Annotated in this window: 12 protein-coding genes; 4 read left to right on the top strand and 8 right to left on the bottom strand. The window is 74.8% G+C overall.

Going from position 1 to position 14,026, the window contains the following annotated elements; translation table 11 throughout:
- Positions 1-57 precede the first annotated feature (57 nt).
- Entirely contained in the window at positions 58-2,370 is a 2,313-nt protein-coding gene (locus ACFU7Z_RS23450; protein ID WP_380779409.1) for an LPXTG cell wall anchor domain-containing protein, read from the bottom strand.
- Between the two features lie 274 nt (positions 2,371-2,644).
- On the opposite strand from ACFU7Z_RS23450, the gene ACFU7Z_RS23445 reads away from it, so the two are divergent.
- Positions 2,645-2,818 (top strand): hypothetical protein, encoded by a 174-nt coding sequence (locus tag ACFU7Z_RS23445; protein WP_158077773.1) that lies wholly within the window; start codon positions 2,645-2,647, stop codon positions 2,816-2,818.
- A gap of 112 nt (positions 2,819-2,930) precedes the next feature.
- On the opposite strand, the gene ACFU7Z_RS23440 is transcribed toward ACFU7Z_RS23445, so the two are convergent.
- Entirely contained in the window at positions 2,931-5,777 is a 2,847-nt protein-coding gene (locus tag ACFU7Z_RS23440) for an ATP-binding protein (RefSeq protein ID WP_380779407.1), read from the bottom strand.
- 368 nt (positions 5,778-6,145) lie between these two features.
- Here ACFU7Z_RS23440 and ACFU7Z_RS23435 point away from each other — a divergent pair, with 368 nt between their 5' ends.
- A complete protein-coding gene (locus ACFU7Z_RS23435) occupies positions 6,146-7,195 on the top strand; it encodes an alpha/beta fold hydrolase (RefSeq protein ID WP_380779405.1) in 1,050 nt (349 codons plus the stop codon).
- Positions 7,196-7,303: 108 nt separating this feature from the next.
- Here ACFU7Z_RS23435 and ACFU7Z_RS23430 read toward each other — a convergent pair whose 3' ends face one another.
- Both ACFU7Z_RS23430 and ACFU7Z_RS23425 read right to left on the bottom strand, forming a co-directional pair.
- The gene (locus ACFU7Z_RS23430) at positions 7,304-7,903 is read right to left on the bottom strand and encodes an RICIN domain-containing protein (protein WP_380779403.1); all 600 of its coding nucleotides are present in this window, start codon (positions 7,901-7,903) and stop codon (positions 7,304-7,306) included.
- 23 nt (positions 7,904-7,926) lie between these two features.
- Entirely contained in the window at positions 7,927-8,556 is a 630-nt protein-coding gene (locus ACFU7Z_RS23425) for an RICIN domain-containing protein (protein WP_380779401.1), read from the bottom strand.
- 114 nt (positions 8,557-8,670) lie between these two features.
- On the opposite strand from ACFU7Z_RS23425, the gene ACFU7Z_RS23420 reads away from it, so the two are divergent.
- Positions 8,671-9,651 (top strand): helix-turn-helix domain-containing protein, encoded by a 981-nt coding sequence (locus ACFU7Z_RS23420; protein ID WP_380740289.1) that lies wholly within the window; start codon positions 8,671-8,673, stop codon positions 9,649-9,651.
- 97 nt (positions 9,652-9,748) lie between these two features.
- Here the strand turns inward: ACFU7Z_RS23420 and ACFU7Z_RS23415 are convergent, their stop codons facing one another.
- The 4 genes from ACFU7Z_RS23415 to ACFU7Z_RS23400 form a co-directional block, all read right to left on the bottom strand.
- Positions 9,749-10,921 (bottom strand): methyltransferase domain-containing protein, encoded by a 1,173-nt coding sequence (locus tag ACFU7Z_RS23415; RefSeq protein ID WP_380779399.1) that lies wholly within the window; start codon positions 10,919-10,921, stop codon positions 9,749-9,751.
- A 3-nt stretch (positions 10,922-10,924) separates the two neighbouring features.
- The gene (locus ACFU7Z_RS23410) at positions 10,925-11,095 is read right to left on the bottom strand and encodes a hypothetical protein (protein WP_380779397.1); all 171 of its coding nucleotides are present in this window, start codon (positions 11,093-11,095) and stop codon (positions 10,925-10,927) included.
- A 138-nt stretch (positions 11,096-11,233) separates the two neighbouring features.
- Entirely contained in the window at positions 11,234-12,076 is an 843-nt protein-coding gene (locus tag ACFU7Z_RS23405; RefSeq protein WP_380779395.1) for a helix-turn-helix domain-containing protein, read from the bottom strand.
- Entirely contained in the window at positions 12,073-12,825 is a 753-nt protein-coding gene (locus ACFU7Z_RS23400; protein ID WP_380779393.1) for a DUF6879 family protein, read from the bottom strand. The genes ACFU7Z_RS23405 and ACFU7Z_RS23400 overlap by 4 nt, the downstream gene beginning before the upstream one ends.
- A gap of 193 nt (positions 12,826-13,018) precedes the next feature.
- Between ACFU7Z_RS23400 and ACFU7Z_RS23395 the strand changes: the two genes are divergently transcribed.
- Complete coding sequence (locus tag ACFU7Z_RS23395; protein WP_380779391.1) at positions 13,019-13,864, top strand: helix-turn-helix domain-containing protein; 846 nt, start codon at positions 13,019-13,021, stop codon at positions 13,862-13,864.
- The last annotated feature ends 162 nt before the right edge of the window (positions 13,865-14,026 follow it).

Below are 14,026 nucleotides of genomic sequence, written 5' to 3'. Positions count from 1 at the left end.
CGCGGGGGGCGTGGGCGCGGCCGTGGGGTCGTGCGGGTGCGGGTGCGGGTGCGGGGCTCAGCGGGTGCGGCGGCTCCTGCGCAGCAGGAGCAGGCCCGTCGCGACGGCGCCGAGCGCGGCGAGGCCGACGAAGGGCAGGACCGTGGCCGCGTTGCTCCCGGTCTCGGGCAGCTCGCCGCCGTGGCCGGGCGGCGGAGTGTGGCTCGGGCTCGGGCTCGGCTGCGGCGAGGTCGTCGGGCCGGGGCTCGGCGAGGACGTCGGGCTCGGGCTGGGCGACGGGCTCGGCGACGGGCTCGGGCTGGGCACGGTGACCGGGACCTCGGTGCGGCAGCGCGCGTCGGTCGAGCCCTGCGCGCAGTTGTTCGCGTAGGTGGTGGAGGTGACGGCGTTGCGCAGCACGGCGTCGGCGGTCAGCGTGGAGCGCACGGTGACGGAGTAGGTGATGGTCGCGGTGGCCCCGACCGGCAGGTCCCCGCTCCAGGTCAGCGTGGTCCCGGTGACCTGGACCTGGCCGCGGTCGGCGGCGGCGTCGTTGTCGTAGGCGGCGGAGTTCAGCACGCCGGCCAGGTCGTCGGTGAGGGTGACGCCGGGGGCGTCGACCTGGCTGGTGTTGGTGACCTGGATCCGGTAGCGGACGGTGTCACCGGGCTTGGCGGTGGTGGGGGTGGCCGTCTTGAGGACGGTGTAGCCGGGCACCGCGGCCACGGTGTTGCGCACGGTGTTGCTGGTGCGCTCCTGGGCCCGCCGGGTCTGGCTGCCCTCGAAGCGCAGGGTGGCGGTGTCGTCGAGGTGGGTGCCGACGGCGGTGGAGGCGTCGACGGTGACCTGGAAGGCGACGTTGGCCTCGGCGCCCGGGGGCAGGTCGGGGACGGTGCAGGTGACGGTCTGCCCACTGGCCTGGCAGGCCGGGTTGGAGGCGGGGACGAAGGTGGTGCCGGCCGGGATCGTGTCGGTCAGGGTGACGCCGGTGGCGGTGTCGAGGTCCGTGCTGCTGCCGTCCTGGCGGCGGTTGGCCACCGAGAAGGTGTAGGTGATGGTCTCGCCGGGGCCGACCAGGCCGGGCGGGTTGTCGTCGGGGCTGCCGGGCGGGGTGTTGGCCTTGGTGATCCGCAGGTCGGGTTCGAGGGCGTCGAGGGCCAGCCAGGCGGCCTGCGGCTCCAGGGCGTCGCCGGCGCCGCTGATCCGGACCAGGGCCTGCTCGCTGCCGGCCGGGATCTTGCCGGTGACGTCGATCATCCGGGCGTCGTAGCCGTAGTTGTTGACCGGGTCGGGGTCGCGGGTGGTGATGTTGGTGCCGGTGCCGTCCGCGGCGACGTGGTCGATCCGGCTGGTGAACGCGTTGTCGGTGCCGACCCCGTTGGGGCCGGGCATCGGCAGGAGGGTCAGGTTCTCCGGCGTGGAGCCGACCGCCAGGGTGTCCCCGGCGATCGGCGCGTCGCCGTCGCCGACGGTGATCCCCATGGTGGCCCGCGGGGCCGTGGTGGCGGGGGTGCGGATGCCGCCGAGCGTGAGGGTGGTCGAGTTGTCGGGGTCGCGCAGCAGCTGGTAGCCGTCCCAGACCTGGAGGTAGCGCAGCGGCTCGGCCTGGTCCTCGTACGCGACGACCAGCGACCAGCCGCCCCAGCAGCCGACGTTGTTGCCGCCGTAGTTCTGCGCGGAGGAGCGGCCGGCGCACGCCTGGATGTCGGCGACGGTGTAGCTGCCCGGGCCGGCGGCCCGGACCTCGGCGGTCACGTCCTTGACCGCCCCGCCGGCCAGCAGGGGCTCCGGCGGGTTCCCGCCGACCTTCTGGTCGAACCAGTCGTAGGTGTCCGCGGTCACCTGCTGGTAGCCGCTCGCGCCCGGGACCTTCCAGGACACCTGGTTGCCCTTGTTGATGTCCCCGGAGGTGCCGCCCGCGGTGCTGGTGTTGGTCGGGTTGAACTGCCAGTACAGGCGGGCGGACAGCACGTTCGCCCCGGCCGGCAGCAGCAGCTGCGCGGAGGCGGCGTTGGGGCCCGGGGCGTTCGGGTCGACCTTGATGAACTTGGTCCGGCCGTTGTTCGAGCCCTCGGTGTCCGAGCAGACCGTGCCGTCGCTGTCGTCGCAGGTCAGCACCGAGTTGGAGGCCATCGTGAGGTTGCCGTGCGCCAGCAGGTCGACCACCGGGTCCGGGCCGATCGGACGCTGCGTCCCGGCCCCGCGCGGCTTCGGCGCGGCGGCCTCGGCGGCCCTGGCCGCCGGTTTCGCGGCCGCCCGGGCGTGCCCGGTGTGCGGCGCCCCCGCGGCGAGCGGCGGCGCCAGGGCCGCGGCGCCCGCACCGAGCACCACCGCCAGCAGCGCGGACAGGACGTGCGGTGGACGCGGCCGCAGCCGTCGGACAGGTGACACGGGAACCTCGCTGTCGGGAGGCGACACGGACAGCAGAACCTCGTACCTGCGCCGGCGGGAATCGAAGCCTGACGGGTGGTTTCTTCACCCGCCCGGGTCAGCACCGGTGGCCGGACGGCCCGGGGTGTGCCGTCCGCTGGTCCGGGGGAGCGGTGGGTACCCAGGATTCGGTACGGGGGATTGGGTAGCGGTACGCATTGTTCCCGCCCCGGCCCAGCCGGTTTCCTGGAACCCGCCCAAGCCGACGACCCCTCACCCCCCGGAGGTCGCCCCCATGACCCGTCGCGAACGCCTGCGGCTCTACGCCGACGCGCACTTCACCGCCCCGGACCCCGGACTGGTCCTGCCCGCCCGCCGCAGCGGCAGCGGCCTGCGCCGCCCGGGCCTGGCCCGCCTGGCCCGGCTCTCCCGGCTCGTCGAGCGCGCCGGCCACCACCGGCACGGCTGACCGGCCACCCACCCACCACCGGCACGGCCGACCGTCCACCCACCCACCGGCACGGCCGACACCACGGACAGGGTCCCGCCTCTTGAGGGAGCGGGCGGGACCCCCTTTTTCCTCAGGAGGCCCCGTCCTCCGCGGCCAGCGCCTCGCCCAGCCCCGCCCGGCCCACCCCCAGCTTGCGCAGCGCGCTCGCCACGTGGTGCTCGACCGTACGGGTCGACAGGAACAGCGCCCGGGCGATGTCCTGGTTCGCCGCGCCCTGCGCCGCCAGCGCCGCGACCTGCCGCTCGCGCGGCGAGAGCCGCTCGCCGTAGCCGCGCCGCCCCGGCGAGGCCGCCCGCCCCAGGCCCAGCTCGCGCCGCAGCCGCTGGCAGCGGGCCGCGTCCCAGGCCGCGCCCAGCGCCAGGTAGGCCCGCTCGGCGGCGCCGATCAGCTCCCCGGCCGCCGCCCGGTCGACCCCCGCCGACACCGCGGCGGCCCGCTCCTGGGCCCGCGCCGCCTCGTACGGTCGCCCGATCTCCCGCCACAGCCCGGCGCAGCGCACGAACTCCGCGCCCGCGCCCGCCGGGTCGCCCCCGTTGGCCAGCAGCAGGCCCCGGGCGAAGGCCAGCGCCGCCACGGGGGCCGGCGCGTCCCGGCCCTCCAGGCCCGCCCCCGCCTGCCCGGCCAGCTCCGCCGCGCCCGCCCGGTCGCCCCCGGCCAGCAGCACCTCCACCGCCACCGGCAGCAGCTCCGCCGCCCGCGGCCAGGCCCCCGCCGCGCGCAGGGTGTCCAGCGCCGGCGCGACCACCGCCGCCGCCCGCGCGACGTCGCCCTCCGCCAGCAGCAGCGCCGCCGGCCCGGCCGCCACCCGCAGCGCCCCGGTCACCTGCGACTCCCGCTCCCCGTACGGCTCCGCCTCCGCGAACCGGGCGTACGCCACCGCGAGCTGCCCGCGCGCGGCCGCCAGCCGGCCCAGCAGCAGCGCCTGCTCGATGCCGGCCATCGCGAGGTCGGGGAACTCGGCGCCCAGCGCGGCCAGCCGCTCCTCCAGCCCCTCCCACCGCCCGGCCAGCCCGTCCAGCCGCGCCAGCGCGATCCGGCTGTAGCACTCCAGGTACGGGATCGCCGCCTGCCGGGCCAGCCGCCGGCTCTCCTCCAACAGCCGCGCGGCCCGCCGGTCGTGGCCCAGCTCGACGGCGATCTCGCCCACGTTGTACAGCGCCCGGGTGGTCTGCCGGACGATCTCCGGCCGCTCCGAGCTGCGCGGCAGCGCCTCCAGCCGCTCCCACACCGACGGGTCGCCCTCGCGGGCCAGGAAGGTCAGCCGGGTGGCCCGTACGGCCGCCGCCACCTCCTCGTCCGGGCTCGCCGCCAGGACCCGCTCGGCCCGCTCCAGCCACTGCCAGGCGCGCTCCCCGGCGCCGTCGCGCTCGTTCATGGCCAGCGCCACCATCGCCCGGGCCGCCCGGTCCGGGCGCTGCTCCAGCTCCTCCAGGGACTCCTCGATCCGGTCGAAACCGGCCCGGTCCCCGCCGTGCACGGCCATCAGGAAGCCCAGCGACAGCCGGATCTCGCCCCGGTCGGGCACCGGCAGCCGCGGATCGGCGATGATCGCGGTCAGCGTCGCGGCGCTCGCCAGCGAGTCCACCCCGTCGGCGGCGATCCGCGCCAGCGCCAGCGCCGCCCGCCCGCGCCGGCGCGGGTCCAGGTCCGGCTCGTCCAGCAGCCGGCGCAGCAGCGGCCCGGCACTGCCGCTGTCCCCGAGCGCCACCGCCTGGTCGGCGGCGGCCTCCGCCACCTCCTGCCAGGCCGCCCGGTCGCCCAGCGCCAGGGTGTGATGGGCGATCTGCACCAGCGGCCTCGGCTCGCGCGCGCCCAGCGCCGCCACCGCGCGCCGGTGCAGGGCGCCGCGCCGCGGCCCCGGCAGCCGCCGGTAGGCCACCTGCTGCGCCAGGACGTGCCGGAAGCCGTACCGGGCCAGCGGCTTCTCGTTGAGCACCGCCGCCCGCAGCGCCTCGGTCAGGCCGTCCGCCGCGGCCTGCGCGTCGAGGCCGGCCACGGCGGCGAGCAGCTCCTCCCCGGCCGGCACGCCGAGCACCGCGGCCGCGCAGGCGATCGCGGCCGCGTCCGGGGACAGCACGGCCAGCCGCTCGGTGACGGCGTCGCGCAGGCCGCGCGGCACCTCGGACTGCTCCAGGTCGGCGGCCAGGTCCGCGGCGGTGGTCAGCGCGTCCGCGCCGCGCCGCTCGCCCAGCGTGATCAGGTCCTCCTCGGCGACCAGCGGCAGGCCCTCGCTGCGCTCGAACAGCACCCGGGTGAGGGCCGCGGTCGCGCGCGGGCCGAGCGCGGCCCGGGCCAGCTCGTGCACCTCGGCCTCGGCGAGCGGGGACAGCCGCAGCAGCGCGCCGCCCACCCCGGCCGGGCGCCGGTAGGCGGCGCCGAGCACGGGGGTGTCCGGCGGCAGGTCCTCGGCCCGGTAGGTGAGCACCAGGGCCAGACCGGGCGGCACGTCCCGGGCCAGCAGCAGGAGCAGCTCACGGGTCGCGTCGTCCACCCAGTGCAGGTCCTCGACGACCAGGACGGTCTCGCCGAGCGCGCCCAGCAGCGCCCGCACCGCCTGGACCAGCAGCCGCAGCCCCGGCGGGCCCTCGCCGGGGGCGCCCGGGGGAGGGGGCGGGAGCCGGTCGGCGAGGTCCGGCAGCAGCGGGCGCAGCGCCCCGGCACTGGCCGGGATGCGGTCCGCGGGCGGCAGGAACGGGCCGACGCCGCGCAGCGCGTCCACCACCGGGCCGAAGGGCAGCGGCTCGCGCAGCGGGTGGCAGAAGCCGGTCAGCACCCGGCGGCCCGCGGCGGCGGCCCGGGCCGCGGCCTCGGCCACCAGGCGGGACTTGCCCAGGCCGGCCTCGCCCTCGATCAGGACGACGGCGGGCGGGCGGAGCATGGAGTCGGTGAGACGGTCCAGTTCAGGTTGACGTCCCACGAACGCGAATCCGGCGCCGGGCGATCCCGGCTCGACCGGCCGGCTCACGGCCGTCCGGCGAGTTCACGTGCGCGGCGCTCGCCGAGGAGGGGTGCGAAGGCCATGGGCACATCATGCCGTGGCCGCGCCCGGGGCTCGCCGCCGGGGCGCCGTCGCCGCCGCCTGCCTCCCACCCCGGCCCCCACCCGCAACCCGGGTCCCCTCGCCCCCACCCGGTCCTGTCCGGCCCGCTCCGGCGGGGCCCCGGGTGCCACCCGTGCCCCGGCCGCCCCGGGCGCCGCCCACGGCACCCGGCGGCGGTCCGGTACGTTGACGAACCGTCAGTTCATGGTCCCGGACGGCACGTTCGCGAAGGCGGAGGAACCGGAATGATCGACAGGCGCACCTTCACCAGGGCCGTCGGACTCGGCGCGGGCACCACCGCGCTGTCCCTGGCCGCCCCGCCGCCGGCCGCCGGGGTCGCCGGGGTTGCCGCCCCCGCTGGTCCGGCCGGGTCCCCCGTGCCCGGCCGGACCGGTTTCTCCCGCCTGGCCCGGGTCCGGGCAGGCGTGCTCGATGTCGGCTACGCCGAGGACGGACCGGCCGACGGCCCCGCCGTGATCTGCCTGCACGGCTGGCCGTACGACATCCACAGCTACATCGACGTCGCCCCGCTGCTCGCCGCCCGGGGCTACCGCGTGATCGTCCCCTACCTGCGCGGCCACGGCAGCACCCGCTTCCTGTCCGACCGCACGGTGCGCAACGCCCAGCAGTCCGCCGTCGCCCTCGACGTGCTCGCCCTGATGGACGCGCTGGGCGTCCGGCGGGCCGTGCTGGCCGGCTTCGACTGGGGCTCGCGCACCGCCGACATCATCGCCGCGCTGTGGCCCGAGCGGGTCAGGGCCCTGGTCTCGGTCGGCGGCTACCTGATCACCGACGTCGAGGCGCAGAAGGAGCCGCTGGCACCCGCCGCCGAGCACACCTGGTGGTACCAGTTCTACTTCGCCACCGAACGCGGGCGCCTCGCCATGGAGGACCGGGACAGGCGCCGCGAGCTGTGTCGCCTGGTGTGGCAGCAGGTCTCGCCGACCTGGGCCTTCGACGACGCCGTCTTCGAGCGCACCGCCGCCGCCTTCGACAACCCCGACTACGCGGCGATCGTCATCCACAACTACCGCTGGCGCCTGGGCCTGGCAGACGGTGAGCGCCGCTACGACGAGCTGGAGCACCGGCTCGCCGCCCGCCCCCGGATCGCCGTGCCCACCGTCACCCTCGACCCCGGCCGCGACCCCTTCACCGCCCCCGGCGACGGCGCCTCCTACCGCGACCTCTTCACCGGGCCGTACCTCCACCGCACCCTGCCCGAGGTCGGCCACAACGTGCCCCAGGAGGCACCCGAGGCCTTCGCCCGGGCCGTCCTGGACGCCGACCGCCTCTGACGGCGAACGAACGGGTGGCCGTCCGGGCCGCGTCGGGCAGGGTCTCGCGGCTTCGTGGGGGAGAAGCCGCGAGACCCGGTCACCGGCGGCCGTCCGGTCGTCCGGCCGTCAACCGGACGTCGTCCACCGCTGCTCGGAGCCGCCGGTGCAGGGCCACTGGACGACCGGGGCGCCCGGCGTCGTGCTCGAACCGCCGACCGCGGCGCACAGGCCGCTCGCCCGGTTGCTGATCTGCGCGAAGCCCGTGTCCGGGTTCGAGCCGAAGTACCAGGTCTGCTCCGGCCCCTTGTCGCAGCCGTACTGGATCAGCTGGACGCCGGCGTTCGGCGAACTCGCCGGATCGGCCAGGCACTTGCCGCTGTTCTTGTTCACGATCTCGTAGCCGCCACCGGAGTTCGGCATCGGGTAGAGGCCCCAGTACTGCTCGGCGCCGCCGTAGCAGGACCACTGGATGATCCCGGCCCCGCCCGCCGTGCTCCCGGCCCCGACCGACAGGCAGTGCTGGCTGTTGTAGTTCCAGAGCTCCACGATCTCCCCGTCCCTGACCGAGGGGGACGAGGCTCCGCCGCCCTGCCCCGTCGCGGTCGGCGCCGACGCCGAGGCCGGCGTCGCCCCGACGGCGAACGCGAGCGCGGCGAGGAGCCCGAGGGCCCCCGTGCCGAGCCTCGTCCGGGGGCGGGCCGCTGTGCTGTGGCCGGTGGTTGGCATGGGTGGTCTCCTCCGGGTCGGCGTCACGCGGTGCGGATGTCCCACCACTGCTGGGACTGGAAGTTCTTGACCCACAGCTGGGTCTGGGCGCCGTTGCCGGCGACGTTGATGTCGCGGTCCAGCACGGTGTTGTTGCCGTTGTTGTAGCGGACGTTGTAGATGGCCAGGTCCCCGGAGGGGTGGTACCACTTCTGCTGGGTGGTGCCGTTGCACTGCCACAGCTGCACCCGGGTGCCGTTGCCGCCGCCGCCGTTGGTGTCGGCGTCCAGGCACATGCCCGGGAACCGCACGTTCTCCAGGCTGCCGTCGGTGGACAGGAACCACTCCTGCTGGGCGGTGCCGTTGCACCCCCACACCTGCACCCGGGTGCCGTTGCCGCCGTTGGTGGCGTCGGCGTCCAGGCACTGGCCGGTGGTCCCCCGGTACAGGCTGTAGATCCGGACGTAGAGGCCGGCGGTGAGCGCGCCGGCCTGGGCGCCCGCCTGGGTGCCGGACTGGGTGCCGGGCGTCTGGCCCTGGCTCCAGGCCACGTGACCGGCACCACCGGTACCACCGGTGGACTCGGCGCCCTGGGCGGACGCCGCGCCCGTGGCGCCGACGACGAGGGCCGCCGTGGCGACGGCGACGGCGGCCAGCTTCTTGTGAACGATCACGGGTCCTGTTTCCTCTCGGGGCTGGACTGTGCGGTGAATCCAGCAAACGCCAAGCCGATCGACCGATCGAATGATTCGATTTCTTTCGAAGGGGCTGGCGAAGGGGGAGCGCTCGTGATCCGGATCCGCCTGGGGGCCCGGGGGTTGGGGGGCGTCAGGTTCGCGGTCTCACCGGTGGGCGCGGCGAAGGACCTGCTGCGCCTCGTCGGCTTCAGCCCGGGCACGCTCACCCCGCAGTGGCGGGCCAGGGCGACGGAGGCGCTGTCCCGCAACCGGCTGGGGCTGCTGGCCGTGGTCGGCGGGGGCGGTCCGCTCGGGTACGCGCCGGACTTCATCCGGCCGGAGCCCCCGGCGTTCCTGACCGACATCGACACGGCGCTGCACCAGATCGCGACGACCCCGCGGGAGCGGGTCCACTACGAGCTGGCGGGGGCCGTCAACGGGCACGCGTGGGACCGGGGTTCCGGCCACCCGCCGCCGCGGCAGCTGCTGCGGGCCCTGGAGCGGGGGGAGGAGTACGTCGCGCGCCGCCTCGCCGACGAGATGGCGCGGTTCTGGCACGGGGCACTGGCGACGTCGTGGCCGGGGATCCGGGCCAGGCTGGAGGCCGACGTCACCGCGCGGGCGTCGGAGATCGCCCGGTCCGGGCTCGCCGAGGCGCTCAACCACCTGGCGCCGAACCTGGAGTGGCGCGAGGGCGAGCTGATCGTGCACCTGCGGACGGGCAGCATCCACCGGCTGACGGTGGACGCGGACGGGGTGATCCTGACACCGAGCGTCTTCGTCGACTGGGCGCTGTTCTGCGCGGGCGAGCCGCCCGGCGTGCCGGCGCCGCGCACCCCGCTGATCGTCTACCCGGCGGGGCCGGCGGACTGCCTGGCACCGGAGCGGGACCACCCGCTGATCGGCGCGATGCGGCGCAGGCTGCTGGCGGAGCTGAGCCAGCCGCGTTCCACGACGGAGCTCGCGCAGCGGCTGTACCTGAGCCCGGCCACGGCCTCCTACCATCTGCAGATCCTCCACCGGGCCGGCCTCGTGACCCGGACCCGGCAGTCCCGGCACGTCCTCTACCAGCGGTTGGGGGGAGCCGTGTAGACGTACGCCCGGTCGCGCCCCCGCCCGGTCGCGCCCCGCCCGGGGGAGGGCGAGGGGTGCGGAGTGGGAAGTCGGCCGGGCCGACGTCCCACTCCGGTCAGTGCGGCGCCGGTACGGGGTTGTCCGGCCTGTCCAGCCACACCGTCTGCCCCTCGGGCGTGGCGGTGAGCCCGAACCGCTCGAAGCCGGGCTGCCCCCGGCGACGCCACCAGCGCCAGGCCGCCTCCACCTCGTCCCACAGGCCGCGGGGGCCGGACTGCACCACCTCGTAGGCGGTCCGGCCGGGCTCCCAGTCGGCGGTGGCCCAGGACGTGACGGCCGTGTCGTGGAGCCACAGCGTGTACGTGCCGTCGGCGTACCGCTCGGTCAGCGGGAACGCGCCGGGCACCTGCACGCCGATGGCGAACATGGCCGGCCACCCGCCGACGGCGTCGGGGGAGAGGGCCGTCGACGCGACCGTCCCGTCGGCCGGCCACGGCCCGGACAGGTACTCCAGGCTGCCGGGCCGAACGGTCCGCTGCCGGCGCAGCCGCATGAAGGCGGACGACCTGACGAACCGGCCGCTCGCCGTGCCGTCGTCGCCGACCGTGAGCCGGACGACGGCCTCCCCGCCGTACTCGGGCGCCCACGGGGCGACGATCACGGCGCCGGGCCGGGACTGCTCGATCCAGGCGTACGGAATCCGGTGGACCGAACAGGTGGCGACCACCCGGTCGAACAGCGGGCCGTCGGCGAAGCCCTCCGAGCCGTCGCCCACCACGAGCCGGGGCCGGTACCCGGCGCGTGCGAGCCGGTGCCGTGCGGCGGCCGCGCTGTCCTCGTCCACCTCGACCGAGACGACGTTCCCGGCCCCCGCGCGGTGGGAGAGCAGAGCGGCGTTCCACCCGGTGCCGGTGCCGATCTCCAGCACCCGGTCGCCGTCCGCCACACCCAGGGCGGCGAGCATGGAGAACACCATGGTCGGCATGGAGTTGGAGGAGGTGGGCACGGTGCCGCGGTCGAACCCGCTGTGCTCGCCGTCGTCCCACTGCGTGGTGAGCGGCGCGTCGGAGTAGACGGCGCCCAACCACCCGTCCGGATCGGCGAAGCGGTGCACGGACTCGCCCTGGCGCACCCCGTCCGCCCGGCCCGGCCAGATCAGGTCAGGGACGAACCAGTGGCGCGGAACGGCGTGGTACGACGCCAGCCAGTCGGGGGCGAGGGACCCGTTCGCGATGAGCGCGGAGGCCAGCCTGGCCCGGCCGGCCTCCGCTTCGTGCCGGTCGCTCACGCGTCAGTGCCCGGACGTCGGGCCGCTGCCGTCCGAGGTGTTCCCGCCCTCGTCGCTGCCGCCGCCACCGTGCTTGTTGCCGCTGCTGGAGTCGTCCTGCTGACCGCCGCCCTGGCCGTTGCCCTGGCCGTTGCCCTGGCCGCCACCGTGCTTGCCACCGTCGAACTCGGGCATGCGCTTCCCCTTTTTGCTGTCGGTCAACTCCCGTGCTGCTCACGGGTGTCAGTGAGCACGTTAGGCGTGTCCGATGCGAGGGCGGGCGCGTGATTCTCGGGTATTCGAGCCGCTGGGAGCGGAGTTCGCGGGGATTCCTCACCCGTCCCCGAGAGCCCGGCGGCACCGCGCGATGACCCGGTGGGCGTCGGCGCCGTAGACGGCGGAGTCGGCCAGCGTGTCCCAGACGCGCCGGTACAGCGCCACGTTGTCCGGCTGGTCGAGCCAGAGCTCGGCGTGCCAGTCCTCGACGATGACGAGCCGGTCGTCGTGGATCCAGAAGCCGTTGGCCGGCGGCAAGGTGAGCGAGGCCTCGAACGGGACGATGCCCAGGGAGACGGTGTCCAGCCCGATCACGCCGCTGAGCCGGTCGAGTTGGGCGGCCATCACGGCCGGGGGGCAGATCAGACCGCGCAGCGCGGATTCCCACATGACGATGTGGTACTTCCGGCCCGGCCGGTACAGGCTCTCCTGCCTCTGGATGCGGGCGCGTACGGCTTCCTCGACGTCGCGCGGTGACCGGTGGAGGTCGACGAATGCGCTGAAGACGTGCCGGGCGTAGTCGGGTGTCTGGAGCAGGCCGACGATCGTGGAGTTCTGCCATGCGCGCATGACCGTCGAGCGGTCGTGCTCGGCGGTCAGCGTGTCCTGCACCGGCTTGTGCCCGGCGGCCAACTGCCGCCGCCAGGAGCGGGTCCCTGACTCGAAGGCGCGCAGCCTCGCCGACAGCTCGGCCGCCGCTCCGGGCTGCCCGACGCCTTCGGCCCAGGCCTTGAGGTCGTCGTGGGTGGCCGTCTGCCGGCCGGTCTCCAGCTTGCTGACCTTGGACTGCGTCCAGCCCAGCCGGTCGGCCAGTTGCCGACCAGTGAGACCGCCCCCGGCGCGCAGCTCACGGAGCCGCAGGCCGAGGGCGGTTCTGGCGTGCTGGAAGTCGGTGCTCACATGCCGGACGGTACCCCAGCGGCGAACTCGCGGTGCGGGGTGGCGTAGTGCCAGGCGGCGTCCCGCTCCTGGCAGGCGCGGGCCACCTTCACCGGGTCGGTGATCACCTCGATCTCGGTGATGTCGTCCTCGGCGTCGAAGTGCAGCAGGGCGAGGTAGCGCGAGTCGAACAGCCAGGCGTCCTCCGCCGGGAGGCCGAGCCGCTCGGCGTCGGCACGCCAGAGGTAGCGGATGTCCTCGCCGACCAGGCCGTTCCGCTCGGAGTTGTTGAGCAGGTACCGCTGCCCGATGGTGGGCGGGTTGTCCATGATGCGCACCCGCTCGAACCGCTTGCCCAGGTCCGACTGTTCGCGGCGCGTGCGGCACCAGGGGTGGTCCAGGTCCCATGCGGGGGCCTGTCCGGCCACGAACTGCCGGTAGGTCTCGGACTCCTCGTCCGACCGGTAGCGGCGGCGGGTCTCCAGCCGGAAGGCCGTGTGCTGGAAGGTCGTGAACATCTCCTCGAACTCGTCGTAGCCGACCAGCACGCGTTCGCGGTCCACGTCGCGCGGCGCGAAGTCGGCGAGCAGCGTGCGCGGCACGGTCACGAACCCCTCGCCGGGCTTGACGGCGCGGAGCTGGGCGATCTCGTCGGGATCGGTCACCAGGTCTCCCTGCACGATCACCTCCCCGGTGTCCGCGTCCTCGTAGAGCGTCGGGCATCCGTTGTTGTCCGAGGTGCTCCCGATGTACCGCAGTCGTCGGCTCATGGCCACTCCCCTCGAAGTCGATCAGGCTGACTCAGGATGCCCGGAGGATCACGTGGAGTGAGTGATGATTCTCGAATATTCTCCTGCGGTGGGCGGTTGGTGTGGTGCTCCCTCGCGCCTGCCGGGCCCGTGACGCCGCCTGGCACCACGCGGTGCGCTACGCGGAGTTCCGGGCTCAGGTAGTTTCCGTTATGTGAGCACCGACTTTCAGCAGGCACGGGTTGCTCTCGGTGCCCGGATGCGTGAACTCCGCACCGAGAGCGGCTTGTCCGGCCGCGCCCTGGCCGCGCTGTTGGGTTGGCCGCAGTCCAAGGTCAGCACGTTGGAGAACGGAAGGCAGTCGCCCGGCACAGCGGATCTGGTCGCGTGGGCGGAGGCCGTCGGCAGGCCTGACGCCGCTGCCGAACTCGTGGGCCGACTACGGACGCTGGAGACGCAGTACCGGTCATGGAGGCGCCAGCTCGCGGGTGGCGCGCGACCGGTGCAGGAGGCGCATGCCGCACTGGGAAGGAAGACCGGGCATCGTCAGTCGTTCGATCCGACTCTCATTCCCGGCCTGCTGCAGACGGCTGAGTACGCTCGGGCGGTCCTCGCCCGGTACACCAGGGTTCATCCCTCGATCCGTGATGTCGAGGCGGCGGTGGCGGCTCGGATGGAGCGCCAGAGGGTGCTCGCCGATCGCTCGCGTTCGTTCCACTTCCTGGTGTGGGAAGGGGCGCTCCTGTCCCGTCTCTGCTCGCCGGCCGTGATGGCCGCCCAGATGAGGGCTTTGACGCCGTGGCTGGCGGGTGGGAACGTCCGGTTGGGAATCGTTCCTTTCGAAGCCGATCTGCACGTGCCTGCGGGAGTCGGGTTCTCGATCCATGACGGCACGTTGGTGATCACCGAGTCCTGGCACGCGGAGATGTGGCTGGACGATCCGGCGGACGTCGCGCTCCACATCCGGGCATGGGACGCGCTGGCGGAGAGCGCCGTGTACGGTCCGGCGGCACACCGGGTGATCGTCAGGTCCTGGCGGGTGCCGCGTGATGATCACTGAGGAAGCAGGGTCCCTCTGTCGGCGGGTCCTTGCGGAGAGCAAGGGCCCGCCGGGTGGCGGACAACGGTCTCCGGTTCCGGGGACGACGGTGTCGGAGCGGTTCGGTGGGGTTTCTGCGCAGGAAGTCGGGCGGGCCGACTTCCTGCGCACAGGGTTCAGGCG

It is taken from the genome of Kitasatospora sp. NPDC057518 (assembly GCF_042802075.1).
Classification (GTDB): domain Bacteria; phylum Actinomycetota; class Actinomycetes; order Streptomycetales; family Streptomycetaceae; genus Kitasatospora.
Note: the sequence above shows the minus strand (reverse complement) of the source record. Positions and strands in the feature narration are given on the sequence as shown.

Bases quoted from the DNA above. Each gene is read 5' to 3' on its own strand.
- ACFU7Z_RS23430 (WP_380779403.1), bottom strand. From the start codon at position 7,903: ATGCCAACCACCGGCCACAGCACAGCGGCCCGCCCCCGGACGAGGCTC.
- ACFU7Z_RS23445 (WP_158077773.1), top strand. From the start codon at position 2,645: ATGACCCGTCGCGAACGCCTGCGGCTCTACGCCGACGCGCACTTCACC.
- ACFU7Z_RS23400 (WP_380779393.1), bottom strand. From the start codon at position 12,825: ATGAGCCGACGACTGCGGTACATCGGGAGCACCTCGGACAACAACGGA.
- ACFU7Z_RS23410 (WP_380779397.1), bottom strand. From the start codon at position 11,095: ATGCCCGAGTTCGACGGTGGCAAGCACGGTGGCGGCCAGGGCAACGGC.
- ACFU7Z_RS23435 (WP_380779405.1), top strand. From the start codon at position 6,146: ATGATCGACAGGCGCACCTTCACCAGGGCCGTCGGACTCGGCGCGGGC.